Source organism: Goodfellowiella coeruleoviolacea (assembly GCF_024171785.1).
Lineage (GTDB): Bacteria > Actinomycetota > Actinomycetes > Mycobacteriales > Pseudonocardiaceae > Goodfellowiella > Goodfellowiella coeruleoviolacea.
In genome coordinates this window covers 53,734-80,225 of the sequence record NZ_JAMTCK010000018.1, presented here as the reverse complement: position 1 = coordinate 80,225, position 26,492 = coordinate 53,734, and the positions used below count along the sequence as shown (strand labels likewise).

The 26,492-nt window shown below is 72.2% G+C and carries 20 protein-coding genes; 9 read left to right on the top strand and 11 right to left on the bottom strand.

The window, feature by feature from the left end; genetic code table 11:
- Nucleotides 1–25 precede the first annotated feature (25 nt).
- A complete protein-coding gene (locus LX83_RS31750; RefSeq protein WP_253778119.1) occupies nt 26–679 on the top strand; it encodes a P-loop NTPase family protein in 654 nt (217 codons plus the stop codon).
- On the opposite strand, the gene LX83_RS31745 is transcribed toward LX83_RS31750, so the two are convergent.
- From LX83_RS31745 to LX83_RS31735, 3 genes are all read right to left on the bottom strand, one after another.
- Nucleotides 666–2,810, bottom strand: coding sequence for a catalase (locus LX83_RS31745; RefSeq protein ID WP_253778116.1), 2,145 nt, complete (start codon nt 2,808–2,810; stop codon nt 666–668). The two genes, LX83_RS31750 and LX83_RS31745, sit on opposite strands and share 14 nt — an antisense overlap.
- A 121-nt stretch (nt 2,811–2,931) precedes the next feature.
- Nucleotides 2,932–3,864, bottom strand: coding sequence for a GNAT family N-acetyltransferase (locus LX83_RS31740; protein ID WP_253778114.1), 933 nt, complete (start codon nt 3,862–3,864; stop codon nt 2,932–2,934).
- A 117-nt stretch (nt 3,865–3,981) separates the two neighbouring features.
- Nucleotides 3,982–4,779, bottom strand: a complete 798-nt coding sequence (locus tag LX83_RS31735; protein ID WP_253778319.1) for a class I SAM-dependent methyltransferase — start codon at nt 4,777–4,779, stop codon at nt 3,982–3,984.
- Nucleotides 4,780–5,135: 356 nt separating this feature from the next.
- On the opposite strand from LX83_RS31735, the gene rpsA reads away from it, so the two are divergent.
- The 3 genes from rpsA (at nt 5,136) to coaE (ending at nt 8,844) form a co-directional block, all read left to right on the top strand.
- Nucleotides 5,136–6,617 (top strand): 30S ribosomal protein S1, encoded by a 1,482-nt coding sequence (rpsA, locus tag LX83_RS31730; RefSeq protein WP_253778112.1) that lies wholly within the window; start codon nt 5,136–5,138, stop codon nt 6,615–6,617.
- A gap of 304 nt (nt 6,618–6,921) precedes the next feature.
- Nucleotides 6,922–7,392, top strand: coding sequence for a hypothetical protein (locus tag LX83_RS31725; protein WP_253778110.1), 471 nt, complete (start codon nt 6,922–6,924; stop codon nt 7,390–7,392).
- 255 nt (nt 7,393–7,647) lie between these two features.
- Nucleotides 7,648–8,844 carry a dephospho-CoA kinase gene (gene coaE / locus LX83_RS31720; RefSeq protein WP_253778108.1) on the top strand — a complete coding sequence of 399 codons (1,197 nt, stop codon included), beginning with the start codon at nt 7,648–7,650 and terminating at the stop codon, nt 8,842–8,844.
- Between the two features lie 163 nt (nt 8,845–9,007).
- Here the strand turns inward: coaE and LX83_RS31715 are convergent, their stop codons facing one another.
- Both LX83_RS31715 and LX83_RS31710 read right to left on the bottom strand, forming a co-directional pair.
- Nucleotides 9,008–9,526: a DUF402 domain-containing protein gene (locus tag LX83_RS31715; protein WP_253778106.1), complete on the bottom strand. Its 519-nt coding sequence runs from the start codon at nt 9,524–9,526 to the stop codon at nt 9,008–9,010.
- Between the two features lie 161 nt (nt 9,527–9,687).
- Nucleotides 9,688–10,251 (bottom strand): DUF402 domain-containing protein, encoded by a 564-nt coding sequence (locus LX83_RS31710; protein ID WP_253778103.1) that lies wholly within the window; start codon nt 10,249–10,251, stop codon nt 9,688–9,690.
- Between the two features lie 192 nt (nt 10,252–10,443).
- Between LX83_RS31710 and uvrB the strand changes: the two genes are divergently transcribed.
- On the top strand, nt 10,444–12,600 hold the full coding sequence (gene uvrB / locus LX83_RS31705) for an excinuclease ABC subunit UvrB (protein WP_308204087.1): 2,157 nt from the start codon (nt 10,444–10,446) through the stop codon (nt 12,598–12,600).
- Between the two features lie 81 nt (nt 12,601–12,681).
- On the opposite strand, the gene LX83_RS31700 is transcribed toward uvrB, so the two are convergent.
- The 3 genes from LX83_RS31700 to LX83_RS31690 all read right to left on the bottom strand — a co-directional run bounded on the left by LX83_RS31700 (nt 12,682) and on the right by LX83_RS31690 (nt 17,484).
- Nucleotides 12,682–13,470, bottom strand: coding sequence for an alpha/beta fold hydrolase (locus tag LX83_RS31700; RefSeq protein ID WP_253778101.1), 789 nt, complete (start codon nt 13,468–13,470; stop codon nt 12,682–12,684).
- Nucleotides 13,471–13,552: 82 nt separating this feature from the next.
- Nucleotides 13,553–14,464: an ABC transporter permease gene (locus tag LX83_RS31695; protein WP_253778314.1), complete on the bottom strand. Its 912-nt coding sequence runs from the start codon at nt 14,462–14,464 to the stop codon at nt 13,553–13,555.
- Nucleotides 14,465–14,547: 83 nt separating this feature from the next.
- Entirely contained in the window at nt 14,548–17,484 is a 2,937-nt protein-coding gene (locus tag LX83_RS31690; RefSeq protein ID WP_253778098.1) for an alpha/beta fold hydrolase, read from the bottom strand.
- Nucleotides 17,485–17,811: 327 nt separating this feature from the next.
- On the opposite strand from LX83_RS31690, the gene LX83_RS31685 reads away from it, so the two are divergent.
- The 3 genes from LX83_RS31685 to LX83_RS31675 all read left to right on the top strand — a co-directional run bounded on the left by LX83_RS31685 (nt 17,812) and on the right by LX83_RS31675 (nt 21,647).
- On the top strand, nt 17,812–18,816 hold the full coding sequence (locus LX83_RS31685; protein WP_253778096.1) for a TerC family protein: 1,005 nt from the start codon (nt 17,812–17,814) through the stop codon (nt 18,814–18,816).
- A 179-nt stretch (nt 18,817–18,995) separates the two neighbouring features.
- The gene (locus LX83_RS31680) at nt 18,996–20,951 is read left to right on the top strand and encodes a S9 family peptidase (RefSeq protein WP_253778094.1); all 1,956 of its coding nucleotides are present in this window, start codon (nt 18,996–18,998) and stop codon (nt 20,949–20,951) included.
- A 99-nt stretch (nt 20,952–21,050) separates the two neighbouring features.
- Nucleotides 21,051–21,647 carry a GNAT family N-acetyltransferase gene (locus LX83_RS31675; RefSeq protein ID WP_253778092.1) on the top strand — a complete coding sequence of 199 codons (597 nt, stop codon included), beginning with the start codon at nt 21,051–21,053 and terminating at the stop codon, nt 21,645–21,647.
- Here LX83_RS31675 and LX83_RS31670 read toward each other — a convergent pair.
- Both LX83_RS31670 and LX83_RS31665 read right to left on the bottom strand, forming a co-directional pair.
- Nucleotides 21,629–22,285, bottom strand: coding sequence for an RES family NAD+ phosphorylase (locus LX83_RS31670; RefSeq protein ID WP_253778090.1), 657 nt, complete (start codon nt 22,283–22,285; stop codon nt 21,629–21,631). The two genes, LX83_RS31675 and LX83_RS31670, sit on opposite strands and share 19 nt — an antisense overlap.
- A gap of 37 nt (nt 22,286–22,322) precedes the next feature.
- Nucleotides 22,323–22,907, bottom strand: coding sequence for a helix-turn-helix domain-containing protein (locus LX83_RS31665; protein ID WP_253778089.1), 585 nt, complete (start codon nt 22,905–22,907; stop codon nt 22,323–22,325).
- A 272-nt stretch (nt 22,908–23,179) separates the two neighbouring features.
- Here LX83_RS31665 and LX83_RS31660 point away from each other — a divergent pair, with 272 nt between their 5' ends.
- On the top strand, nt 23,180–24,505 hold the full coding sequence (locus tag LX83_RS31660) for a glycosyltransferase 87 family protein (RefSeq protein WP_253778088.1): 1,326 nt from the start codon (nt 23,180–23,182) through the stop codon (nt 24,503–24,505).
- A 689-nt stretch (nt 24,506–25,194) separates the two neighbouring features.
- Here the strand turns inward: LX83_RS31660 and LX83_RS31655 are convergent.
- Nucleotides 25,195–26,415: a hypothetical protein gene (locus tag LX83_RS31655; RefSeq protein ID WP_253778087.1), complete on the bottom strand. Its 1,221-nt coding sequence runs from the start codon at nt 26,413–26,415 to the stop codon at nt 25,195–25,197.
- Nucleotides 26,416–26,492 lie beyond the last annotated feature (77 nt).

The window sequence follows — 26,492 nt, the reverse complement described above, 5'->3', positions numbered from 1 at the left end:
TGGTGGCACCACTAGTCTTGATCCAGTGCTACTGCTCGGCCCCTCCGATCCCCTTCCCGCCCGGCCGCGCCGGGTGCTCGTCGCCGGCGTGGCCGGTTCCGGGAAGACAACCCTGGCCACGGTGCTCGCCGACAGGCTCGACCTGCGCCGGATCGAACTCGACGCGCTGCACCACGGTCCACAGTGGACCCCCAGGCCGGAGTTCGTCGCCGACGTCACCCGCCTGACCGAGGACCCGGGCTGGGTGACCGAGTGGCAGCACGGGCAGGTGCGGCGGCTGCTGCTGGACCGCGCCGACACCCTGGTGTGGCTGGACCACCCGCGGTCGCTGGTGATGCGCCGGGTGGTGGTCCGCACGCTGCGCCGCTGGGCCCTGCGCGAGGAGCTGTGGAACGGCAACCGGGAGCCACCGCTGCGCACCGTGTTCACCGATCCCGACCACATCATCCGGTGGGCGTGGCGCGGGCACGCCCGGATGGCGCAGCGGATGGCGGCGGTGCTGGCGAGCCAGCCCGCTCAGCCGTCGAACACCGACCCGTCGAACACCGATGGGCCGAACACCGACGGGCTGAACACCGACGGGCTGACCGTGGTCCGGCTGTCCGGCCAGCGCCAGGTGAACGCCTGGCTGGCCGGCCCGGTGCGGGCCCTCGCGGGCACCGGACTCACGCGGGAATAGCGGCCGTGTCCCGCTCCCAGGCCCGGTGCCTGGCCAGCGCGCTGACCAGCTCGGTCACGAAGTCCGGGGGCACCACCCCGTTCGTGCGCGCGGTGACCACGCCCTGGTCGCAGGTGAGCACCCCGTCGCCGGCGGCCAGGTCCACCCCGCGCACCCCGGCGGTGGTGAGCAGGTCCACCCCCGCGTCCAGGGCGGCGACCGGCTTGGCGTGCTTGACCGCCTCGGCGACGAAGTGCACGGCGTACCCGTCCGCGGCCAGCGCCTGCACGCTCTCCGCGCCGCCGGCCACCACCACACCGTCGTAGAGCACCGAGGCCATGGTGTTGATCGCCCGGTCGGCCATCAGGTCCTCGCCCGTGGCCGACCGCACCTGGCCGTCGGTGGGGGCCAGCACCTCGGGCACGGCCCCGTGGCCGCGCAGCGCGTCCACCACCTTGCGCGCCGCCGTGCCGTCCACACCGTCCGCGACCAGGACGGCCACCTTGCGGCTGAGCACGCTGTCCATCGCGGTGTTGAGCTGGCTGAGCGCGGGGGAGCTGCGGCCGTGGTTGGGCCGGGCCGGCTGGTCGGGGGCGGGCACGCCGATGCCGGCGGCCACCCGGGTGGCCAGCTCGTGGTCCACCTGGTTGAGGTGCTCGACCACGGCCTGCCGGACGGCACGCTCGCCCACCTTGCCCAGCTCGAAGCGGAACGCGGCCACGATGTGGTCGCGCTCGACGTCGGCCATGCTGTTCCAGAACAGCGTGGCCTGGCTGTAGTGGTCCTTGAAGCTCTCGCTGCGCCTGCGGATCTTGTGCCCCTCGACCTTCTCCTGGTAGTGGGAGAAGACCTCGGGGAACTCGCCGGTGGCCGCCGGGCAGCCGCCACCGAGGCTGTTCTTGACGTAGCTGGTGCGGCCCTGGTGGATGGCGTGCTGGTGGTAGCCGTCGCGCTGGTTGTTGGTGACCGGGGCGACCGGCCGGTTGACCGGGATCTGCGCGAAGTTCGGCCCGCCCAGCCGGATCAGCTGGGTGTCCAGGTAGGAGAAGTTCCTGGCCTGCAGCAGCGGATCGTTGGTGAAGTCGATGCCGGGCACCACGTTGGCCGTGTGGAAGGCGACCTGTTCGGTCTCGGCGAAGAAGTTGTCCGGGTTGCGGGTCAGCGTCATCCGGCCCACCGGGCGCACCGGGACCTGCTCCTCGGGGATGATCTTCGTGGCGTCCAGCAGGTCGAAGTCGAAGGCGAACTCGTCGGACTCGGGCACCAGCTGCACGCCCAGCTCGTACTCGGGGTACTGGCCGCTCTCGATGGCCTCCCACAGGTCGCGCCGGTTGTAGTCGGGGTCCTTGCCGGCGATCTTCTGGGTCTCGTCCCACACCAGCGAGTGCACCCCGAGCAGCGGCTTCCAGTGGAACTTCACGAACGTCCCCTGGCCGCGCGCGTTGACCAGCCGGAAGGTGTGCACGCCGAAGCCCTGCATCATCCGGTAGCTGCGCGGCAGCGCCCGGTCGGACATCAGCCACATCATCATGTGCATCGTCTCGGGCTGCATGGCCACGAAGTCCCACAGCGTGTCGTGCGCGGACTGCGCCTGGGGGATCTCGTTGTGCGGCTCGGGTTTGACGGCGTGCACGAAGTCGGGGAACTTGATGCCGTCCTGGATGAAGAACACCGGCATGTTGTTGCCGACCAGGTCGTAGTTGCCCTCGTCGGTGTAGAACTTGGTGGCGAAGCCGCGGACGTCGCGCACGGTGTCGGCGGAGCCGCGCGAGCCGGCCACGGTGGAGAACCGGACGAACACCGGGGTGCGCCTGGCCGGGTCGGTGAGGAACCGCGCCGCGGTGTACTCGGCCAGCCAGTCGTCGTAGGGCTGGAAGTGCCCGTAGGCGCCGGCACCCCGGGCGTGCACCACCCGCTCCGGGATCCGCTCGTGGTCGAAGTGGGTGATCTTCTCCCTGGCGTGGAAGTCCTCCAACAGCGTGGGACCGCGCTCGCCCACGGTCACCGAGTCGTCGGTGTGGTCCACCCGCACACCCTGCTGGGTGGTCAACCGGGTGTCGGTCAGGTCCACCCGTGCCGGTTCCAGCTGCTGGTCCTTGGGGTCGTCCCGATCAGGGCCCGCGTTGTCGGGCCGAGGAGACGGCGTGGTCATCACAACCTCCGGTGTGTCCGAGAGCACCTGCTTCCCGGACTACCCGGACACCAGGCGAACTAACCGGACCGGCCGGGAAACCGACCCCGCCCCTGGTGGTCCACTGTGGACCTCGAAGGGGTCAGCGCAGCGCGCCGGCCGGCCGGACCTCCCACACCGTCCACAGCGGACGGTAGCCCTGGCGCAGCCAGAACACCGAGGACAGCGGGTTGGGCGGGTTGTAGTACAGGTAGGTGCCCACCACCCCCAGCCGGGACAGCTCGTGGTGCACCAGCGCCATCAGCTGCTGGCCGACGCCGGTGCCGCGCGCGGCGGGCAGCACCGACAGGCAGTTGACATAACCCCACCGGCCGAGCGGCAGCCGGCCCGAGGTCCACGAGCCGGGTTCGGAACTGGTCAGCGCGCACTCGGCCAGCCCGACCGCGATCCCGTCCTGCTCGGCCAGCCAGACCAGGCCGCCCGAGACCAGCCGCTCCCGCAGCGCGGCGCGCTTGAGGCTGACCGCGTTCGGCCGCACCACGGTCGGGCCGACCAGGGCGGAGTACTCCAGTTCGGCCATGGCCAACCGCAGCACCGTGTCCAGGTCCGCCGGCGCGGCCCGGCGCACCGTCACCGTGGCGGGCGGGGGCAGGTCCGGACCGGGCACGGCGCGCCGCACCGCCACCGCGGACAGCGGCACCAGACCGTGGTCCAGCAGCGCCCTGGTGGCCTCGGCGTCCCGGCTGGGCCAGGTCACCACGCAGGCCGAGTCCCCGCCCGGGTCGGCCACCCGGTCCAGCCACTGGCGCCACGCGCTGAGCAGCGCGCTCATCCCGGTGCCGCCGGAGCCGCCGAGCAGCGGGGTGAGTTCCCAGGTCTCCTCGGCCGACCACAGGCTGGCCAGGGCCGTGCGGCCGTAGTGCTGCCGCACCACCACGCCGGCCACCCGCCGGCCGTCCGGCAGCGCGGCGGTGAGCACCTGGCCCTCCGGCGGGTCGGCGGCCGGCGGCAGCAGCGGATCCAGCGCCGCGAACCGCGCCGACTGCGCCTGCACCAGATCCCGGCCCACGGCCATGGGTGCCTCCTGTCACTCCGCCTGCCCGCCGGCACCCACGCTAGTGCCGGCACGGCTGGTCACCGGACCGGGTGAGGGGCGCCGCCCGACCGGTCACCCGCGTGGGGGAGAGCGGCGCTAGTTCTTGCGGCAGCTGAAGATCGCGGTGCCCGGGAACAGGGCGCCCCGCAGCGGGCTCCACTGCCCCCACTCCCGGGTGTGCCCCTCGGGCCACTCCGGCTCGATCAGGTCCACCAGGGTTAGCCCGGCTGAGTGAATTGCGCGGACGTAGTCGCCCAGGGTCCGGTGGTGCTCCACGTAGGTGGCCACGCCCTGCTCGTCGACCTCGACGTAGGGCGTGCGGTCGAAGTAGGGCAGCGTGGCGCGCAGCCCGTCCGGGCCAGGGTCGTCCGGGAAGATCCAGCGGATCGGGTGGGTCACCGCGAACACCCAGCGCCCACCGGGCCGCAGCACCCGGGCCACCTCGCGCAGCAGCGCGGTCACGTCGGCCACGAACGGCACCGCGCCAAAGGCGGAGCAGGCCAGGTCGAAGCAGGCGTCGGCAAAGGGCAGCTGGTCCGCGCTGGCCTGCACCAGCGGCACGGCGATCCCGGTCCGCCGGTTGTCGGCCACGGCGTGCCTGAGCATGCCGGCGGACAGGTCCAGGCCGACCGCCCTGGCTCCCTGCGCGCACAGCCACCGGGCGCACGGGGCCGCGCCGCAGCCCACCTCCAGCACGCTGGCGCCGGCGACCTCGCCGAGCAGCCCCACCTCGGCCTCGCGCAGCCCCTCCGGGCACCAGACGAAGTCCGCCGCGCCCAGGAACGCGCCGTGCTCGGCCTGGTAGTCGTCGGCGTCCGCGTCCCACCACGCGCGGCTGGCCGACCGGGACTCGCCCGGCCCGACCGGCCGTTTCACCACACCTGTGGTGCCCAGTGCCCGCTCCGCGGCCGCGTGCCGGTCACCACCTGCGTCGTCGGACTGTTTCGCCTGGTCAGAGCGCTGGTCGGGGCTAGTGGCATCGGTCACGAAAGGGGTATCCAAACCGGGCTCGCGGGTCACCATTACTCCTTCCGGGGTCCGGGTTTGCCCGGTTGTCCCGTAACCGCGTACGATACCGGCCGCGCAGTGGGTTTGCGCTGCCCGTGGTCCCAACCGGGATCCCGAGCCTCGCTCACCGTGTGAAGGTGGTGTCGCCCGACAGGGGCGCCTACAGTTCGCGGCGAAACCGACCCGCAGCGTGAACAATGAGTAGGCCAACGACCCCAATCCGTACCGGAGCAACCCACCTAATGTCCACCGACACCACCACTGTCCCGGCTGGCACCGCGCCGAAGCAGCAGGTCGCTATCAACGACGTCGGGACGGAGGAGGACTTCCTCGCCGCCGTCGACAAGACCATCAAGTACTTCAACGACGGCGACATTGTTGAAGGCACCATCGTCAAGGTCGACCGCGACGAGGTGCTTCTCGACATCGGTTACAAGACCGAGGGAGTCATCCCCTCGCGTGAGCTGTCGATCAAGCACGACGTCGACCCGGCCGAGGTGGTCAGCGTCGGTGACGAGGTCGAGGCCCTGGTCCTCCAGAAGGAGGACAAAGAAGGTCGGCTCATCCTGTCCAAGAAGCGGGCCCAGTACGAGCGGGCCTGGGGCACCATCGAGGCCCTGAAGGAGAAGGACGAGCCGGTCAGGGGCACCGTCATCGAGGTGGTCAAGGGTGGCCTGATCCTCGACATCGGTCTGCGGGGCTTCCTGCCCGCCTCCCTGGTGGAGATGCGCAGGGTCCGCGACCTGCAGCCGTACGTGGGCCGCGAGCTGGAAGCCAAGATCATCGAGCTGGACAAGAACCGCAACAACGTGGTCCTGTCCCGCCGCGCCTGGCTGGAGCAGACCCAGTCCGAGGTGCGCAGCGAGTTCCTCAACCAGCTGCAGAAGGGCCAGGTCCGCAAGGGCGTCGTGTCCTCGATCGTCAACTTCGGTGCGTTCGTCGACCTCGGCGGCGTGGACGGTCTGGTGCACGTCTCGGAGCTGTCCTGGAAGCACATCGACCACCCGAGCGAGGTCGTCGAGGTCGGCCAGGAGGTCACCGTCGAGGTCCTCGACGTCGACATGGAGCGCGAGCGGGTCTCGCTCTCGCTCAAGGCGACCCAGGAAGACCCGTGGCGCCAGTTCGCCCGGACCCACGCGATCGGCCAGATCGTGCCCGGCAAGGTCACCAAGCTCGTTCCGTTCGGCGCGTTCGTCCGCGTCGACGAGGGCATCGAGGGCCTGGTGCACATCTCCGAGCTGGCCGAGCGGCACGTGGAGATCCCCGAGCAGGTCGTCCAGGTCGGCGACGAGGTCATGGTCAAGGTCATCGACATCGACCTGGACCGGCGGCGCATCTCGCTGTCCCTCAAGCAGGCCAACGAGGGCTTCACGCCGGACTCGGACTTCGACCCGACCCAGTACGGGATGGCGGCCGAGTACGACGAGCAGGGCAACTACATCTACCCCGAGGGCTTCGACCCGGAGACCCAGGAGTGGCAGGAGGGGTACGAGAAGCAGCGCGAGGAGTGGGAGCGGCAGTACGCCGAGGCCCACGCCCGCTACGAGCAGCACATGAAGCAGGTTGCCAAGGCCGCCGAGGCCGAGGCCGAGGCCGCCGGGGAGACCAACTACTCCTCCGGTGGTGAGGCTCCCGCCGCCAGCACCAGCACCACCTCCGGTGGCACGCTGGCCAGCGACGAGCAGCTCGCGGCGCTCCGCGAGAAGCTGTCCGGCGGCGCCTGAGCCACCTGCGGCACGGACCACCCGGCTCCGTAGCAGCTGAACCGAGGGCCCCGCACCCACCGTGGTGCGGGGCCCTCGGTCGTGTTGACCTGTCGCGGTGGGGTGCTCTCCGCTGGCGCGGGCGGGCCCGGCCCACTACGGTTCGGTGGTCGTGAAGGGTGGATGGCGGGTAAGTTCACTGGTCCTGTTGGGCGCGCTCGGGCTGGTGCCCGCGCTCGCGGCGTGTGGGGCGTCGGAAGTGGCTGCCGAGTCCCCGCCCATTCCCACGATCACCGCGCCGACATCGCTGTCGCGCACACCGACCATGACCGATCGTCCGCTCAGCGACGACTGCGCCGACGTGGCCGACCCCGAGGCGGTCGACGAGGCGGTCGGCCAGCAGCTGCCCGGGTCGGCCACGCACATCATCGGCATCCCCGAACCCAAGATCGGCCGCACCGCCAAGCTGGACTGCTACTTCGGCATCCCGGACGGGCAGGGGCTCACCGAGGCGGCCGTGCTCATCGGCCTGGCCACCTACGCCGACGCCGCCACCGCGCAGGAGCGGTACCAGATCAGCCTGGACGCCGAACGCGCCGACGGGGCCGCGGTCACCGAGACCAAGGTGGGCAACCAGACCGGGATGCTGCTCTCGGCCAGCGGCACCCAGACCCTGATCGGCACCCTCGGCAAGACCTCCTACCTGGTCACCGTGAAGAAGGGTCTGGTACCGGACGACCGGATGACCGGCGTGCTGGTCAAGCTGGCCCAGCACGCCCTCACCCCCAAGCTCTGAGCCGGCCCGGTGACCGGGTGACCGGTGCGGGTCCCGCGCACGGGCACGCCGCCGGCGCTCACACCCGTGCTGCGGCGCTGCCGGCCCGGGCGCGGACGGATCCGACCGGCGGGACCGCGGGCGGCGGCAGAGCGGCGCTGAGCCGGTCCGGTCCGGGCCGTGGTGATCGGGCCGTGGTGATCGGGGCGCGGTGGTCGGGGCGCGGATCGCGGACGGGCGGCCCTGGTGGCGCGGCGGATGCGGCAGACTGCCCGCATGTTGCGAGTGGGGCTCACGGGTGGCATCGGGTCGGGCAAGTCAACGGTGGCGCGGCGACTGGTCGAGCACGGTGCCGTGCTGGTGGACGCCGACCAGCTGGCTCGCGAGGTGGTCGAGCCGGGCACTGACGGGCTGGCCGAGATCGTGGCCGCGTTCGGCGCGGACGTGCTCACCGCCGACGGCGGGCTGGACCGGCCCGCCCTGGCCGCCCGGGTGTTCGCCGACGACGCGGCCAGGGCAACGCTCAACGCGATCGTGCACCCCAGGGTCGGCGCGCGGGCCCAGGAGCTGATCGCCGCCGCGCCACCGGACGCGATCGTCGTGCACGATGTGCCGCTGCTGGTGGAGAACGACCTGGCGCCCGCCTACCACCTGGTCGTGGTCGTGCACGCCGACACCGAACTGCGGGTCAGCCGGCTGACCGCGCTGCGCGGCAGCACCGAGCAGGACGCCAGGGCGCGGATCGCCGCCCAGGCCGACGACGCGCGACGGCGGGCCGTGGCGGACGTGTGGCTGGACAACAGCGGCTCGATCGACCAGGTGCTCGCCGAGGTGGACGCGCTGTGGGTGGACCGGCTGGTGCCCTACGAGGCCAACGTCCGGCTGCGCCGGTACACGCCGACACCGCCGCGGGTGGTGACCGCCGACCCCACCTGGCCCGAGCAGGCGCGGCGGCTGGCCGCCCGGGTGCGCGCCGCGGCCGGGCCCTCGGGACTGCGCGTCGACCACGTGGGCTCCACGTCCGTGCCGGGGCTGGCCGCCAAGGACGTGATCGACCTGCAGCTGACCGTGGCCAGCCTGGCCGAGGCGGACGCGCTGGCCGAGCCGCTGGCCGAGGCGGGCTTTCCGCTGGTGCCGGAGCTGGACCGGGACGACCCGCAGGCCATCGACCCGGACCCGGAGCACTGGCGCAAGCGGCTGCACTGCGGTGCCGACCCCGGCCGGCGGGTGAACCTGCACGTGCGGGTGCAGGGCAGTCCCGGGTGGCGCTCGGCACTGCTGTTCCGCGACTGGCTGCGCGCCGAACCGCGGGCGCGAGCCGACTACCAGCGGTTGAAGACCGAGTTGGCGCGGGTCCACGCCGGGGACGACACCACGGCGCACTACACCGAGGCCAAGAAGCCCTGGTTCGACGAGTGGCTGCCCAGGGCGGAGCAGTGGGCCGCGCGGACCGGGTGGGCGCCGGCCGACTGACCGGCGTCCTGGTCGCGCGGTGTCCTGATCGGGTGGCGTCCTGGTCGGGCGGCTGGCGCGGGATCCGGCTCGGCGAGTGGATCGCGGCCGCGCGGGGTGGGAACGGGGTCGGTGGGCGGGGTGTGGCGGGCGGTGTCCGCCGCGGGTGCGCTCCGGCGGACGGTCAGGGCGCCGGCCACGGCTCGTAGATGCCCTTGGTGGACAGCCACGCGGCCAGGTTGTGGTGGAGGTGGCTGAGTTCCTCCAGGGTGCGGTGCACCGTGCGCAACGCGCGGTCGGCGTCGTCGGACAGCAGCACCCGGCCGGCCACGGCCGCGGCGAACTCCTCGTAGTGCACGATCCGCGCGGTGGTGCCGCCTGGCACGGCCAGGCCGAGCAGCAGGTCGGTGGTGCGCCACGAGCGGGTGTCCCGCTCCACCCGCACGGCGGTCAGCGTGCTGGGCCCGCCCAGGGCGTGCCGCGACCTCGGCCGGCGGTAGGTGAGTCGCAGGCCCGGCTCGGGCAGGATCCAGGTGAGTTCGGACGCGGAGAACGGGTCCTCCGGCGTGGGGCACTCCAACCGGAGCCCCCACAGCTCGACGCGGCAGGTGGCGAGGTGTCGCGTCGACCCGGACGAGTAGCTGCGCATCGCGGTGAACGTGTCGACGACATCCACCAGCTGCGGAGTGATGACGGCTCCCACGCGACCTGAGGGTAGCCGGGGGTGTGCGGGTAGTGACGGTGCCAGCTGATTTGTTATGTCACGGCTCGTCGCCGCTGGGATTGCGATTCAGTGAAAACCGCATATGACCATGCGGACGGCGGTTGACCCGACCGGCCCAGCGCGGGTAGCGGATCGCGCCCTCACCCCGTCCGCCACCTGGTGGACACCCCCTGGCCGGCCAGCCAGGCGAGCACGTCGTTGCCGTGGCCGGCGATGCCGGCGACCGCGCGGAAGCAGGTGTCCATCGCCCAGCGGGCCTGCTCGGTGCTGACCAGGCCGGCGGCCAGCGCATCGGCCAGCTCGTCGGTGTCCACCACCTCGACCCCGCTGCCGGTGCGCACCAGCAGGTCCAGGTAGAGGTCCAGGGTGCGCCAGACCGCGTCGTCCGCGCTGATCTCCACGATGTCGACGTAGAAGTCGTAGTCGCGTTCGTGTCCGGGGCGCCACCACTGCCTGGTGACCCGCAACCCGTGTCCGGGCACCAGCCACGACTCGAAGTGGTCGAGTTCGGGATGCCCCACCAGTGGCCGGAACATGTACAGCCCGCCCGGCTCCACCCGGTACTCCTCGACCGGGCGGACGAAGCCCTTGGGGTCGGTGTTGGTGCCGGCGGTCAGGTCGAACAGCTCCACCTTGGGCGGGTGGACGGGGTGCGGGTCGGCGGCACGGGGCGCGGGCTGTCGCGGAGGGTGCACGCTGGTCATGGCGCCCATCCTGCCCGCAGCGCCCCCGTCCCCCAACCCCGCGCGGCAGGCCCGGGCGGCGGTGCCGGCCGGCTGGCGCGTGGGCGTCGCGGCTGGGGGTGGTGCGACTGGTGGGACACCTGTGACAGCGGGACTGTGCGCCGGACCGCGCCGGACTGAACTCTGTCAGGGGGCGGGCATACAGTCGTAGGCGTGGCACAGGCACCCGTGATCGCAGATTCCCAGTTCCGCCCGGTCAGCGACATCCCGCGCACCGAGGGTCGGTTCCGTGTGGTCAGCGACTACCAGCCGGCAGGAGACCAGCCGCAGGCCATCGACGAGCTGGAACGTCGGCTCAAGGCCGGCGAGAAGGACGTGGTGCTGCTCGGCGCCACCGGCACCGGCAAGTCGGCGACCACAGCCTGGCTGATCGAGCGGGTGCAGCGGCCCACCCTGGTGATGGCGCCGAACAAGACGCTGGCCGCGCAGCTGGCCAACGAGCTGCGCGGGTTCTTCACGGACAACGCGGTCGAGTACTTCGTCAGCTACTACGACTACTACCAGCCCGAGGCCTACGTCCCGCAGACCGACACCTACATCGAAAAGGACTCCTCCATCAACGAGGACGTCGAGCGGTTGCGGCACTCGGCCACGATGAGCCTGCTGACCAGGCGTGACGTCATCGTGGTCGCCTCGGTCTCGTGCATCTACGGCCTGGGCACCCCGCAGGAGTACCTGGACCGGTCGATCCAGCTGAAGACCGGCACCGAGATCGAGCGGGACGTGCTGCTGCGCGCCCTGGTTGACGTCCAGTACGCCCGCAACGACCTGGCGTTCAACCGGGGCACCTTCCGGGTGCGCGGCGACACCGTCGAGATCATCCCCGCCTACGAGGAGCTGGCGGTGCGGGTGGAGTTCTTCGGCGACGAGGTGGACCGGCTCTACTACCTGCACCCGCTCACCGGTGAGGTGGTGCGCGAGGTCGACGAGCTGCGCATCTTCCCGGCTACCCACTACGTGGCCGGCCCGGAGCGGATGGAGCGGGCGATCGCGGCCATCGAGGCCGAGCTGGCGGAGCGGCTGACCGCGCTGGAACGCCAGGGCAAGCTGCTGGAGGCCCAGCGGCTGCGGATGCGCACCACCTACGACATCGAGATGATGCGCCAGGTCGGGTTCTGCTCCGGCATCGAGAACTACTCGCGGCACGTCGACGGCCGGCCGGCCGGTTCGGCCCCGGCCACCCTGCTCGACTACTTCCCCGAGGACTTCCTGCTGGTCATCGACGAGTCCCACGTGACAGTGCCGCAGATCGGCGGCATGTACGAGGGCGACGCCTCGCGCAAGCGCACCCTGGTCGAGCACGGTTTCCGGCTGCCGAGCGCACTGGACAACCGGCCGCTGACCTGGGAGGAGTTCTCCGACCGGATCGGCCAGACGGTGTACCTGTCGGCCACCCCCGGGCCGTACGAGATGGGGCAGACCGGCGGTGAGTTCGTCGAGCAGGTGATCCGACCCACCGGCCTGGTCGACCCCGAGGTGATCGTCAAGTCGACCAAGGGCCAGATCGACGACCTGGTGCACGAGATCCGCGTGCGCGCCGAGAAGGACGAGCGGGTGCTGGTCACCACGCTGACCAAGAAGATGGCCGAGGACCTCACCGACTACCTGCTGGAACTGGGCATCCGCGTGCGCTACCTGCACTCGGAGGTGGACACCCTGCGGCGGGTGGAGCTGCTGCGCCAGCTGCGGCTCGGCGAGTACGACGTGCTGATCGGCATCAACCTGCTGCGGGAGGGCCTCGACCTGCCCGAGGTGTCCCTGGTGGCCATCCTGGACGCGGACAAGGAGGGGTTCCTCCGCTCGGAGACGAGCCTGATCCAGACGATCGGGCGGGCCGCGCGCAACGTGTCCGGCCAGGTGCACATGTACGCCGACCGGGTCACCGACTCGATGCAGCGGGCCATCGACGAGACCAACCGGCGGCGCGCCAAGCAGATCGCCTACAACACCGAGCGCGGACTGGACCCGCAGCCGCTGCGCAAGCGCATCACCGACATCCTCGACAAGGTCTACGCCGAGGCCGAGGACTCCGACCAGGAGGTGCCGGTCGGCGGTTCCGGCCGCAACGCCTCGCGCGGCAAGAAGCCGGCTGGTGAGCCGGGCGGTGGCCGGGGCAGCTCGGGGGTGCTGGCCGAACGGAACGTGAAGGCCATGCCGCGCGCGGAACTGGCCGACCTGGTCCAGCAGCTGACCGACCAGATGATGAACGCCGCGCGGGACCTGCAGTTCGAACTCGCCGCGCGGCTGCGCGACGAGATCGCGGACCTGAAGAAGGAACTGCGCGGCATGGACGCGGCCGGGGTGCGCTGAGGTTCAGCCGGGTGCCGGGTGCCGGGTGGCTGGTGTCGTGCCAGCCAGCCGGCACCGGTCGCCGGTCCTGGCTGTCCCGGGTCAGTGGGCGGCTGCCTGGTTGAGGAAGTCCAGCACGAGTGGGCTCGCCGTGGCGCGGAACTCCTCGAAGTAGGCGTGCCGCGCACCGGGGATCAGGTGCAGCCGGGCGCCGGGGATGCGCCCGGCGATCAGGGGCGCGTTGGCCACCGGGTTGAACACGTCGTCCGTGCCGTGCACCACCAGGGTGGGCGCGGTGATGGTGGGCAGCACGTCCCAGGCGTTGTGCCGGTTGCTGGCGGTCAGGTGGTGGCGGCGGGCGTGGCCGGTCATGGTCGGGTCGCCGAGCGTGTGGTGCGGGCCGGGGTGGGTGGCCAGCCAGTCAGGCGTGTACATCAGGTCGAGCAGCACCCGCCGTGCCTCGGCCGGATCGGGCTGGGCCAGGGCCTTGCGGATGCCGTTGTCCCGCTCGACGCTGTGCGGCCCGCCCGGTGAGGTGCAGCCGAGCACCAGGGCGCGCACCCGCTGCGGATAGCGGGCCGCGACCCACTGGGCCACCCGGCCGCCCATCGAGGTGCCGTACAGGTCGGTCCGCTCGATGCCCAGCTCGTCGAGCACCGCGATGACGTCGTCGGCGAAGCCCTCGGTGCTGTAGGGCCGGTCCGGGCTGTCGCTCTCGCCGGTGCCCCGCCAGTCCAGGGTGATGGTGCGGTGCGTGGCGTGGAAGTCCGCCCGGACGGGGTCCCACCAGTGGTGGTTGTTGGCCTGCCCGGCGAGCAGGACGAGCGGGCTGCCATCGCCCGCGACCTGGTAGGCGATGCGGGTCTGGTCCGGGGCGGTCGCGTACGGCACGGTGCTGGTCCTCGGGGTGGTTCGGTCGACGTGGTGCGACGGTGGGCGGGCCGCTGGGGCCGGTGTTCAGCTGGTCCAAAGTTCAGCTGGTGATGTCCTTGGTGGTGAACCGGCGCGCGGCGAGCAGGGTGAACACCAGGGCGAAGGCCAGCGCCGAGAACGCGCCCCTGGTCATGTCGCCCCAGTCGGCCTCGCTGGACAGCAGGTCCGACCAGGCGAACGCGTAGTGCGTCGGCAGGTAGTCGCGCAGGTCCTCCAGGGCGGTGATCTGGTCCAGGATCTGCGACAGGATCGAGATCAGCACCGCGCCGCCGACCGCGCCGAGCGGCGCGTCGGTGAGCACGGACAGGAACAGCGCGACCCCGGCCACCCAGCACAGGTGCACGGCCAGGTAGCCGACCGCGAGCAGGACCGCGACCAGGCCGTCGCCGAACGGCAGGGCCTCGCCGCTCGGGCTGACCAGCTGGCCGGTGCCGTACCAGACCAGCCCGACGACCAGGGCCACCGCGGGCAGCAGGACCAGGGCGAACAGCGAGAGCAGCGCCGAGGCCAGCGCCTTCTGCCTGAGCAGGCGCAGCCGGGGCACGGGTATCGCCAGCAGGTACTTCAGGCTGGACCAGGACGCCTCGCTGGCCACGGTGTCGCCGAAGAACAGCGCCACGATCATCGGCAGCAGGAAGTTGCCGGACACGAACAGCACGAACACCACGAAGTTGGGCGCGCTGCTGGTGGCCAGGTCCACGAAGCCGCCGGAGCGCTGGCTGGCGCTGTCGCTGCCCAGCTCGAACGCCAGCACCAGCAGGAACGGCAGCAGCACCAGGAACCCCAGCAGGAGCTGGGTGCGCCGCCGGCCCAGTTGGCGGGCCAGTTCGACGCGCAGCGGCAGGGTCCGCCCGGCCCGGTAGCCGGCGGCGGCGCCGACCGGGGAGACCCCGAGGTGCTCGTGTTCGGCCAGTTCGGTGAACTCGGCCACCGCCGCCGGATCGGTGTGCACGTCGTGGCCGCCGCCCGTGCCGCCGGCCCCGGTGGCGGCCTCCCGCCTGCGGCCGCGTTCCGCCGGCCCGTGCTCGCGTGCGTTCACCGCGCCGCCCCCTCACCCACCAGTTCCAGGAACACGTCTTCCAGGCGCCGCCTCGGGCTCACCTGCTCGACCGCCACGTCCGCCCGGACCAGGCTGGCCACGGCGGTCGCGCGCGGTACCGCGTCCAGTTCGGCGTGCACCTGGTCGGGGCCGGCCACGGTCACCTTGGTGACGCCGGGCAGCTCCCGGAGCACCCGCGCGGCGGTCTCGGCGTCGTCCACCCGGAAGCTGACCTCGCCGCCGTCGGCCACGATCTCGCCGACCGGTCCGGCCGCGACCAGCTGGCCCCGGTGCATCACCACCACGTGGCTGCAGGTCTGCTCGACCTCGGCGAGCAGGTGGCTGGACACCAGCACGGTGCGCCCGGTCGCCGCGTAGCGGCGCAGCACCGCGCGCATCTGGTGGATCTGCGGCGGGTCCAGCCCGTTGGCCGGTTCGTCGAGCACGAGCAGGTCGGGCAGGCCCAGCATGGCCTGGGCGATGGCCAGCCGCTGCCGCATGCCCTGGCTGTAGGTGCGGACCTTGCGGTAGACCGCGCTGCCCAGGCCGGCGATCTCCAGCGCCTCGTCGAAGTGGGCCTGTTCCTCGGGCCGGCCGGTGGCGGCCCAGTACAGCCGCAGGTTGGCCGCGCCGGACAGGTGCGGCAGGAAACCGGCGCCCTCGACGAACGAGCCGATCCGGGACAGCACGGGCGCGCCGGGGCTCACCTGGTGGCCGAACACGCGGATGCTGCCCTCGGTCGGCCGGACCAGGCCCATCAGCATCCGCAGCGTGGTGGTCTTGCCGGCCCCGTTCGGGCCGAGCAGGCCGAGCACCTGGCCGCGCTCCACCCGGAAGGACAGGTCCCGCACGGCGGTCAGGCCACCCGGGTAGGACTTGGTGAGGCCGTCGATGACCAGCGGCACCCCGGTCAGGTCCTCGGCCACGTCCTCGGGGTGGCGGCGGCGGACCAGGCTGACCAGGCCGAGCACCAGGCAGACCGCGAGCACCACGCCGATGCCCCACAGCGCGCCGGTGGGCAGGCTGTCCGCGGTGACGGTGCGTCCGGGCACCACCGGCAGGGCCAGGCCCTGGTCACCGGCCAGTGCCACCACGTGGGTGGCCGGCTGCACCGGGGTGGCGTAGGCCAGGTCGGTCGTGGTCACCACCAGTTGCAGCCGGTGGCCGGCTGCCACGGGGCGGACGATGCCCGGCAGCGTGACCGTCACCTCGACCGGGCTGCCGTCGGCCGGCAGTCCGGTGACCCGCAGCGGGGCCACGGCCGAGCCGGGCAGGGTGCGCGAGCCGTCCGCGGCCACGTCGTAGAGCTTGGCGAACAGCACGGCCTCGTCGGCGCCCTGCTGGCCGGCGGGGGAGCTGATCCGCAGCCGCACGGTCGGCGCGCCGGCCACCAGGATCTGCTCGGTCACCGGTTCGGTGGTGAACTGCGCGGTCTGCCCGGGCATGTCCAGGGCGAGCCGGTTGGCGAGCTGGGACGAGGTGGCGGTCTGCGTGCCGAGGCCGGGGATCGCGCTGATCGACGTGGGGCTGCCGCCGGGTGGGCGGAGCACCGGTTGCGGGTTGCCGGCCAGTGCCAGGGACTGGCGCTGGGTGCCCGGCGACTCGGTGCCCAGACCGGGGTAGGTCGGGGCCGCGACCGTGCGCACCGTGGGTGCGCGCTGGGTGCGCAGCGGTCCCTGGATGGAGTACTCGAAGCCGGCGGTGGTGACCGCGGCGGTGTCCAGGGTGCTGGTCCTGGGCAGCCCGAGGTGGGTGGCCAGCCAGTCGCCGATGGTGGCGCGCAGGTCCGGTCCGGGGCTGTCCGCGTCGTGGCCGCCGGGATACCAGATCACCTTCACCGTGCCGCCGGCCTGGCTGATCTGCCTGGCGGTGGCATCGGCCTGGTCCAGGCCGAACAGGGTGTCCTGCTCGCCCTGCACGAGCAGGGTGGGCGCGGTGATGTGCTCGGCCACCGACACCGGGGACACGCTGTGCAGCAGGTCCATGGTCTGCTGGCTGGCCCGGCCCGTGGTGGCCACCTCGACGTAGGCCCGGCAGATCTCGTCGGTGAAGTTGCCGCAGGAGACCGGGCCGCCGGTGGCGTCACCGGCTGGCGGCTGGCCGCCCTGGTCCCCGCTGGCACCGGTGGGCTGCTCGCTGGGCGGCTGGGTGGGCTGGTCGCTGGGCTGGTCGGTGGGCGGCTGGGTGGGCTGTTGGGTGGCGCCGGGGTTGGCCGCGCCGCCCCCGGGTGCGCCGGCGCCCCGCGGGCCGGCACCGGCCGAGAACAGCAGGCCGGCCCAGGACCGCTTGAACACGCCGTCACCGCTGAACGCGCCCGCGGCCGGGGTGCGCGCGGTCTGCCCGGTGGTGGCCGCGTTGGGCAGCAGCGCCTGGGACAGGTCGTTGTAGGTGATCACCGGGGCGATCGCGTCCACCCGCTTGTCGGTGCCGGCCAGCATCAGGGCGAGCGCCCCGCCGTAGGACGCACCGGTGACGCCCACCCGGGGGTCGTCCGGCCCGTCGGTGATCACCTCGGGTTGCCTGGCCAGGTAGTCCAGCAGCTTCTGGGCGTCGTAGACCTCGTAGTCCGGCGCGTTCAACGCGATCTTGCCGGTGCTCAGGCCGAAGCCGCGCGCGGAGTAGGTGAGCACCACGAAGCCCCGCTGTGCGAGTTCCCTGGCCTGCTCGGCCACGGTGTCCCTGCTGCCGCCGAAGCCGTGGGCCAGCAGCACCGCCGGGGCCGGGGTGTTCTCGGGGAGGTAGAGCCGGGTGCTCAGCTGCACCCGCTGGTCGCGGGCTGGGCCGTCCAGGACGTCGACGGTGGCGTCGCGCGTGGTCACCGGGGGAGCGGCGGAGCCGGACGACGACCACACGACCGCACCGGCCACCACCGCCAGCACCACGGCTACGGCGAGTAGTGGCCGCCTGCTTCTGGGACGCGAGAGGCGGGGCACGTGCGAACCGTATGCGACGTGACTTGAAAGCCGCGTATCGGGCGACCGACGGCAGGCCGGAGGTGTCGTCGCGGGGTGGCGTGCCGTCGAGCGCGCCGCGACACGTCGGCGCACGTTCCCGAACGGGCGTTGGTGGGTCTGCTCACCCTGGCTGGCGTCGCCGGTCAGACATCGGGGAGAATATCTGCCGAGCGGGAGGGGAGTACTCCTTCGCGGCGGTGTCGTCAACACGGAGCCCACGGGCACCCGGTGCCGTCGGCCAGCCCGGTGGGCTGGCGGAAGAGACCTCCGGTCATTGGCGTGTGCCGTGAACCGGAGGTTTTTTGCATGAACGTACCCGTGTGGGTGTGGATTGCCACTTTTGTCGGGTTGCTCGCGTTGCTGGCCATCGATCTGGTGATCGTGGACCGCAAGCCACACGAGGTGACCATCGGCGAGGCGGCCAAGTGGGTGGTCTTCTACGTCGCCTGTGCGGTGGCCTTCGGTCTCGGTATCTGGTACTTCAGCGGCGGAGCGCACGCCGGTGAGTTCTTCGCCGGCTACATCACCGAGTACTCGCTCAGCGTCGACAACCTGTTCATCTTCGTGCTCATCATGAGCAGTTTCGCGGTGCCCGCGATCCACCAGCACAAGGTGCTGCTGATCGGCATCCTGCTCGCCCTGATCATGCGCGGCCTGTTCATCGCCCTGGGTGCGGCGGTGATCTCGCAGTTCAGCTGGGTCTTCTACCTGTTCGGCGCGTTCCTGATCTACACCGCCTACAAGCAGGCCCGCTCCTACGGCCACGACGAGGACGACGAGGGGTTCAACAAGGAGAACGCGGCGCTGCGCCTGGTGCGCCGGATCGTGCCGGTCACCGACGAGTACCACGACGCCAAGTCGTTCGTGAAGATCAACGGCAGGCGCATGGTCACGCCGATGTTCATCGTGATGATCGCCATCGGCACGGCCGACCTGATGTTCGCCGTCGACTCCATTCCCGCGATCTTCGGCCTCACCAAGCACCCGTTCCTGGTGTTCACCGCCAACGCCTTCGCGCTGATGGGGCTGCGGCAGCTCTACTTCCTCATCGGCGGCCTGCTGAGCAAGCTCGTGTACCTGGCGATCGGCCTGTCGGTGATCCTGGGCTTCATCGGCGTCAAGCTGATCCTGGAGGCACTGCACTCGAACTCGCTGCCGTTCATCAACGGCGGCCAGGGCCTGCACGTGCCCACGATCAGCATCGGCCTGTCGTTGTCGGTGATCGTCGTGGTGCTGGCCGTGACCACGGTGGCCAGCCTGCTCAAGGTCCGGCGCGACGCGCGGACGGAGGTCGCCGACCGGGTGGGGTGACCCCGGCCGCGAGGTGCGCGGGCCGGCGTTGGGTGAGCTTGTCGCTCCCGACGCCGGCCCCGGGCATTTCCGGGGCTGTCCACCGGGGGCGACGGGCACCGGTGGCCGCCGGGGCGGGGTGGCGGCGCTCAGCCAACCAGTTCGTAAGGCTTGCTAACGTTTTCGGTTAGAGTGCGGCCGTGAGACCAGACGACGTGGCAACACTGCGGGTGCCCGGCACCCCCTGCCTGATCGGACAGCTGCTCCTGGTGGACGTGGCCAGCCCGGACCCCGAGGCCAACGCCTACCGCGGCACCCTGCACCGGGTTCCGCTGGACGGCGGCGAACCCGTGGCCTGGACCCAGGGCGAACACGACTTCGCCCCGCGCGTCTCGCCGGACGGTGCCTGGCTGGCCTTCCTGCGCACCACCGGGAACACCGGGCGGGCCGCCAAGCCGCAGCTGCACGTGATCCCGGTCGGCGGCGGTGAGGCCAGGCGGATCACCGACCTGCCACTGGGCGCGGGCGCGCCCGTGTGGGCACCCGACTCCCGGCGGATCGCGTTCACCGCCCGGCTGCCCGAGTCCGGCCGCTACGGCACGCCGGCCGCCGAGGGCGCCACCGCCCCGGGGCCCGAGGCCGAGGCCCCGCGCCGCATCACCCGGTTCGACTACCGCGCCGACAACGTCGGGTTCGTCCTGGACCGGCGCCAGTGCCTGTTCGTGGTGGACGCGCTGGCCGAGGACGCCGAGCCCCGCCAGCTCACCGACGGCCGGTTCGACGTGGTCGAGCCGGCGTGGACGCCCGACGGCGGCCACCTGGTCGTGGTCGCCGACCGCGACCTCGCCGAGCAGGAGACCACCAGCAGCGACCTGTACGCGGTGCCGGCGGACGGCGGCGAGCTGGTGCTCGTCGTGCGCAGCGCGGGCAGCGCCAGCCTGCCGGTGGTGGACGCCGACAACACCGTCTACTACTTCGGCACCGCCTTCACCGGCATCGACTCGGTGGCCCGCAACACCGGGCTGTGGGCGGCCCCGCTCCAGCTGACCGGTGCGCCAGCCGAGGGCCGCCGGCTGACCGACGAGCAGACCGTCGACTGCGAGCGGCTGTCCGGGCCACCCGTGCTCACCGCCGACGGCGTGCTGGTCGCGGTGCGCGACCGGGGCGCGATCCAGCTGCGCGCGGTGCCCAGGGACGCGGCCGCCGCACCCCTGGCCGAGCTGGCCTTACTGGCTGGCGAGCACGCCTCGGTGAAGTCGTTCAGCGCCGACGGCGGGCGGATCGCCGCCGTGGTGTCCACACCGGACAGCCCGGGTGAGGTGGTGCTGCTGGTGGACGGCCAGACGCGCACCCTCACCGACTTCGCCGCCGGTGTGCGGGAGACCGGCCTGCGGCCGGTGCGGGAACTGACCGGCACGGCCTCCGACGGCTACCCGGTGCACGGCTGGCTGGTGCTGCCCGAAGGGGAGGGCCCGCACCCGGTCCTGCTCGCCGTGCACGGCGGCCCGTTCATGTACCACGGTTGGGGCTTCTACGACGAGGCGCAGGTCTACGCCTCGGCCGGTTACGCGGTGGTGCTGCCCAACCCGCGTGGCTCCGCCGGCTACGGCCAGGAGCACGGCCAGGCCGTGGTGGGTGCCTTCGGCACGGTGGACGTGGACGACGTGCTGTCCGTGCTCGACCTCGCGCTGGCCGAACCCGAGTGCGACGCCACGCGGGTCGGTGTGATGGGTGGCTCCTACGGCGGGTTCATGACCGGCTGGCTGGCCGCCCACCACGGCGAGCGGTTCCAGGCCGCGTGGAGCGAGCGCGCGGTCAACGCGTGGGACTCGTTCACCGGCTCCTCGGACATCGGCTGGTTCTTCACCCAGGCCTACGTGGGCGCCGACCTGGCCACCCAGCTGGAGAAGAGCCCGCTCACCCACGCGAACCGCATTCGCATCCCGTTCGCCGTGGTCCACTCCGAGCAGGACTGGCGCTGCCCGCTGGAGCAGGCGCAGCGGATGTTCGTGGCGCTGCGCCAGAACGGCGTGGACACCGAGATGCTGCTGTTCCCCGGTGAGGGCCACGAGCTGACCCGCTCCGGCCAGCCCCGCCACCGCCAGCAGCGGTTCGTCGCGGTGCTCGACTGGTGGAACCGGCACCTGCCGGTGTGAACCGGGCGCTCACCGCGGCTCCGGCGGCGGCCAGCGCGTGACCGCCGCCGGAGAAAAAGCTGGTGACGGGCTGGGCCGCGGTGAGCGATTCTGCGAGGCATGCAGCAGTGGACGGTGCGCAGGGCAGAGCCGGCGGACGCCGAGGAGATCGCCAGGATCAACGTGGCGGCCTGGCAGCGGGCCTACCGGGGGATCATCGCCGACGAGACCCTCGACCGGATGTTGCCGCAGGAACGGCTGGCCGGCTGGCGCCGGTGGCTGAGCGCGCCCGATCCCAGCGCGGTCCTGGTCGCGGTGGACGATCAGGGCGCGATCGGCGCCTACTGCGGGGTGGGCGCGGTGCGCGCGGACGACGACCGGCACCGCGACCTGCCCACCGGTGAGCTGATCGCGCTCTACGCCAACCCGGACCACCTGGGCACCGGCGCCGGCCGGCTGGTGCACGAGGCGGGCCTCGCGCACCTGGCCGACCAGGGGTTCCGCTACGCGGTGCTGTGGGTCTTCGAGACCAACGAGCCGTCCAGGGCGTTCTACGCGGCGCACGGCTGGCGAGCCGACGGCGCCGGCAAACACCACCGGCTCGGCACGCAGGAGTTGGTCGAGACCAGGTACGGCCGCTTCCTGCCGGCCGCGCGTGGGCGCAACCGGCGGTGCTTCGGCCCGGGCTGGCCGCTGGCTCACCCGAGCAGCGTGTAGTTCAGCTCCTCACAGACCCGCGCGAGCGGCAGGTCGAGTCCGGGGTGGTCAAGGGGCAGCAGCACGTCGGGCGCGGCCGGAAGGCCGCTGGCGCCCGGCGGGTCCCACAGGCAGACGGCCGGGTCGCCGGAGTCCATGGACGAGCGGTACCACAGCCCGTCCAGCTCCGGGTACGCCGCGCGGATCGCCCGGGCCCACGGCTGGGTCAGGTGCTTGGGCCCGGTGCTGATCTCCTGCGAGGCGCCCACCCTGGTCGGCCACAGGCCGGCCAGGTCGAGCAGGCGCAGGGTGCGGCGGGGCCGCAGCACGACCAGGTGGGGCAGTCGGGTTGTCCGGTCCACCGTGGAGGTGGCCTGGAAGACCTCGGCGATGCTGGTGCGCACGGACAGGCCGAAGTACAGCACGCCGTGGTCGCGGTTCTCCACGGGCAGGTTGTTCGGGCCGGGCGGATGCGGGTCGAACCGGGCGTGGGGCAGTGGACCCACGTACCGGAAGGAGTTCCAGCGCTGCGGGTGCGTGCCGCCCGCGCTGAAGATCCGGACCAGTCGCGTTGCGCGGTGCACGGCGACCACGTCCTCGGCGCGGCGCAACTGCGCCTGCAGGACAGCGGGAGCCGGCGGCTGGGGAAGCCGTGTCATACGGGGCCAGTCGTCTCGTGCCTGGGAGCCGGCGAGCTCAGGCGGGGGTGCCCAGCATAGTGGCCAGCTCGGCGACGCGTTGTGGATCACCGCCGGCCAGCAGCCAGTCCCGTGGCGTGGTGGGCCGGTCGCCGACCAGCAGGTCCTCCTGCGGCGTGGTCATGAACGCGGCCACGACCAGCGGCGGTTGGTCCGAGGGAACGGCCTCCAGCACCACGTCCAGTCCGGGCAGCGCGCTGTGCTCGGCGAACTGCCACGCGGGCAGCCGCCAGCCGCCCTTGTCCTTCCAGCCGACCAGCCGGCCGGCCGCGATGCGGTGCCGGATCCTGCTGGTGTCCACGCCCAGCCGCTGGGCGGCCTCGGCCACGGTGAGCGCGGAGTCGCGCAGCACGGCGTGCGCGGCCACGGCGCGTGCCCTCGGGTCGGCCTCCCGCGAGTAGCGCGAACTCAGGTCGAGCCCGACGTCGAGCAGCGCCTCGCGCTGGTCCACGGAGAAGTACGTGGCCGGATCGGGATGCGGCGGAGCCAGCTTGCGGGTCGCATCCTCGACGTAGGACAGAAACTCGGTGGCGGTGACGTTGAGGCCAGCTTTGGCCAACACCGTTTCCAACGCAGGGCTCATGCGCACAGAGTATCCCGCGCGTGCGCCTTTGTGCGCCGATGTGGGTCAATTCACCGTGATTTTCGACTGAGAGCGCACGGATCAGAACGCTCAGTAAACGTATATCCGCAAACAGGGCGCACAACATCGCCCGTTGGGCTGGTATCGGTTCCCGCACTTCGCTCGGATGGCGGCGCGTCCACCAGCCCCCGCGACCGGTCGCCACCCCCGAGGGGCCCGCTCGCTAACATCCAGCGGGCGCCGCCACCTCGGGCGCGCCGCATCGTTCGGGGGTGATCGGGATCTCCAGGGGCAAGGCAAGGCCGGACGGATCAACGTGCGGCACCGCTGCGGCGTCGGCCCGGTGGGGGCGCCTGGCGCTGGTGCTGTGGCTGCTGGCGATGGTGGCCACCGCGGTCGCCGTGCTGCTGAGCGGCCTGCACGCGCTCATCGACCTCCAGGTGTACCGGACCGGAGGACAGGCCTGGCTGTCCGACGTGCGGCTGTACGCCGAGGGATTCCCGGCCCCGCTGTCCGGCCCGGCGCTGCCGTTCACCTACCCGCCGATCGCCGCGGTGCTGTTCAGCCTGTTCGCCCTGCTGCCGTGGCCGGCCGCCATCGTGGTGTTCACCCTGCTCGGCCTGGCCGGCCTGAGTCTGACCGCGCTGGCGGTCGCCCGCCGCACGCACCGGCGACGCGAGCTGGCCGTGCTGGTCGGTCTGGCCGTGGCCGTGGCCGCGCTGGCCGTCGAGCCGGTCCGGCAGACGCTGAGCTTCGGCCAGATCAACCTGATCCTGATGGGCCTGGTCGCGGCCGACTGCCTGGTGTCGAGGACCAGGTGGCCGCGCGGTCTGCTGATCGGGTTCGCCGCCGCGATCAAGCTGACCCCGGTGATCTTCGTGCTGTTCTTCCTGGCCAGGCGGCAGTGGCGGCCGATGGCGGTGGCCCTCGCCGCCTTTGCCGCCTTCGGCCTGCTCGGCTGGGTGCTGGCACCCGAGGACACCGCGCAGTACTGGTTCGGCGCGCTGCTCGACCCGGGCCGCGTCGGTGGGTTGGCCTACGCCACCAACCAGTCACTGCGGGGAGTGCTGCACCGGTTCGGCCTGGCCGAGGGCGCCGAGACGATCACCTGGATGCTGCTCTCACTGGTCGTGGTGGCCCTCGCCTGGCTGGGCGCGGCCCGCGCCCGCCGTGGCGGCGACGAGGTGACCGCGCTGCTCGCGGTCGCCGTCGCCGGGCTGCTCGTCTCACCGGTGTCGTGGTCGCACCACTGGGTGTGGATCGTCCCCGCGCTCGTGCCGCTGACCCTGGTGCTCTGGCGCGGCCGCTGGCTGGCCAGGGGCGCGGGCGCCCTGGTGGTGCTGGTGTTCGTGGTCGGCCCGCACTGGCTGCTGCCCAGGGAGAACGACCGGGAACTGGGCTGGGCCTGGTGGCAGCACCTGATCGGGGACAGCTACGTGCTGGTCGGGCTGGCCCTGCTGGTGCTCGCCGCGTTCGTCGACCGCTGGTACCTGCTGACCCGGCCGGTCACCCCGGCGCCCACCGAGGACACCGACGACACCACGGCCGAGCCGCCCACCGGTGAGCACCAGCTCGTCGGGCAGGGCGAGCAGCGGTGAGCCCCGAGGGGCCTGCTGGTCGGTGACCGGGGCGGCCGAATTCCTCGTGCGCGGTTTTCCCGTTGACACGAATCGCGGTGCGGTGATCACGTCGGCGATTCCAGATTGAGCGCCGGTGGCGGGCGCTCGCCAATTCGGATTCCGGTCCATTTCCGGAATCCGCACACCCGAAGGAAAACACGCGTTCTTGTGCTGGCCGCGCCGGCCACTGGCGGGCTGCGCGCGGTGGGCGAGGGGCAGAGGTGCGTGCGATCCGGTCGTCGGCCACGACGTGGCCTTGCCCGGTGCTCGTGCCCGGGGCTGGGCCCGTCACCTGTGGTCCCGGCTGGGCGCCGGTACGGCGCGGCGGCAGTGGTCTGGCTGCCCCGGGCGGGTCGTGCCGGGGCGCGGACGCTGTTGTTGTTGCCAAATCACCGCAATGCCCAAACGTGGCGTGAACAGTTCTCGACGGGAACCAGCCACCGATTGCGGGCGTCACACCCGGTGCGTGAGGGGGTACGTGGAATACGTGCCCGACGTCGCGCTGGCGCGGGATCTCGGACCGGGTGGCCGAACCGCGCCGCCGTGGCCAGGAATCCGGTGCGGCGTGCCATTCCGGTCGCTGGGGGTGACCGGAATGGCGGCGACAGCGATGGGGGCGGCCGTGCGCCCACCGGCAGCCTGGCCACCCCCTCGGGGCGAACGCCCGTTCAGCGATTCGGCGGCGCCTGCTGACCGGTGATCACGGCCACCGCCCTGTCCTTGGTCTCCTCGCTGACCTCCGGAACTTGGAAGCCACTGCTTCGGATGTGGGCGAGCAGGTTCGGGTCCGGCGGGACCGAGTAGTTGCGCAGGTAGTAGGGCACGGCGCCGGGCCAGATCCAGGTGCCGTCGGTCATGAAGGTCAGCGGCACGGCCGGCTGCTGGTCCGGGGCGAACTCGTCGACCGCGAACGACCGGGCGGCCAGCACCACCGGAGCGCCCTCCAGGTAGGCCATCAGCCGCTCGCGCTCGTCCGGGGACACCCCGGGACGGTTGACGATGGGCCGACCGTTCTCGTCGTTGCCGTCGAACACCCGGGCGGTCCGCAACTGTCCACCCTGGACCGGCTGCTGCTGGCCCTGCGGCGGGGCGGGCGGTCCCCCTGCCTGGCCTGGCGTGGGCAGACCGCCGACCGGGGTGGGCGGGCCACCGGGGATGGGCAGGCCGCCACCCGGAGTTGGCTGGCCCCCTGGAACGGGCAGACCGCCACCCGGCGTGGGCAGGCCGCCCGGGATGGGCAGACCACCGCCCGGCGTGGGCAGGCCACCGGGCGCGGCGAAACCGCCGGCCGGGGTGTTCGGCGACCCCATGCCCGGAGCCGGCGCGCCGGGCTGCTGCGGTGTGCCGTGCGGGGGAGTGCCCGGCCCCGGCTGCTGTCCAGGGCCTGGCTGCCCGGGCTGGCCTGGAACACCGGGCTGGCCGGGTGCCTGCTGGGCCGGTGGTGGCACCGGCGGAAGCCCCACGCGCTGCCGCAGCCAGGCGGGGATCTGCTCGTCAACGCGGGGGAAGAAGCGCAGCTCGTCCTGGAAGCCGATGGGCGGGGGCACCCGCCGCCACTGGGGTTCCTGGTCCGGCTCGAAGTCCACGCTGTAACTGGCCGGGGGCTCGATCTGGTAGACCGCGCTGAGCCAGGTGCCCCGACCAGGCTGGTACATCCCGGTGCGCAGCTGGCCGAACATCTGCACGACGTCCATGGGCGGCTGCACCGGGCGGGGCGTCCCGTCGGGGCCGGTGATGACCAGATCCACTTCGATGTGCCGGCCGGCCGCCCGGTACTCGGCACGGATGTGCTGCCACTGCGGCGGCGCGACCTGCAGCATGGCCCGTCCTATCTGCCGGACGAGCTGCTCCTGCTGTTCCGGGTCCAACGGCCTTGGTGGCTGTGTCATGCGTCCTTCTCCTCGGTCCCCCAACAAGGCACGATGACCTTACCTTTCGCCTCCGACGCGCGCCGGGCACTCCGGAA

Bases quoted from the DNA above. Each gene is read 5' to 3' on its own strand.
- LX83_RS31745 (WP_253778116.1), bottom strand. From the start codon at position 2,810: ATGACCACGCCGTCTCCTCGGCCCGACAACGCGGGCCCTGATCGGGAC.
- LX83_RS31740 (WP_253778114.1), bottom strand. From the start codon at position 3,864: ATGGCCGTGGGCCGGGATCTGGTGCAGGCGCAGTCGGCGCGGTTCGCG.
- rpsA (WP_253778112.1), top strand. From the start codon at position 5,136: ATGTCCACCGACACCACCACTGTCCCGGCTGGCACCGCGCCGAAGCAG.
- LX83_RS31725 (WP_253778110.1), top strand. From the start codon at position 6,922: ATGACCGATCGTCCGCTCAGCGACGACTGCGCCGACGTGGCCGACCCC.
- coaE (WP_253778108.1), top strand. From the start codon at position 7,648: ATGTTGCGAGTGGGGCTCACGGGTGGCATCGGGTCGGGCAAGTCAACG.
- LX83_RS31710 (WP_253778103.1), bottom strand. From the start codon at position 10,251: ATGACCAGCGTGCACCCTCCGCGACAGCCCGCGCCCCGTGCCGCCGAC.
- LX83_RS31685 (WP_253778096.1), top strand. From the start codon at position 17,812: ATGAACGTACCCGTGTGGGTGTGGATTGCCACTTTTGTCGGGTTGCTC.
- LX83_RS31675 (WP_253778092.1), top strand. From the start codon at position 21,051: ATGCAGCAGTGGACGGTGCGCAGGGCAGAGCCGGCGGACGCCGAGGAG.
- LX83_RS31670 (WP_253778090.1), bottom strand. From the start codon at position 22,285: ATGACACGGCTTCCCCAGCCGCCGGCTCCCGCTGTCCTGCAGGCGCAG.
- LX83_RS31665 (WP_253778089.1), bottom strand. From the start codon at position 22,907: ATGAGCCCTGCGTTGGAAACGGTGTTGGCCAAAGCTGGCCTCAACGTC.
- LX83_RS31655 (WP_253778087.1), bottom strand. From the start codon at position 26,415: ATGACACAGCCACCAAGGCCGTTGGACCCGGAACAGCAGGAGCAGCTC.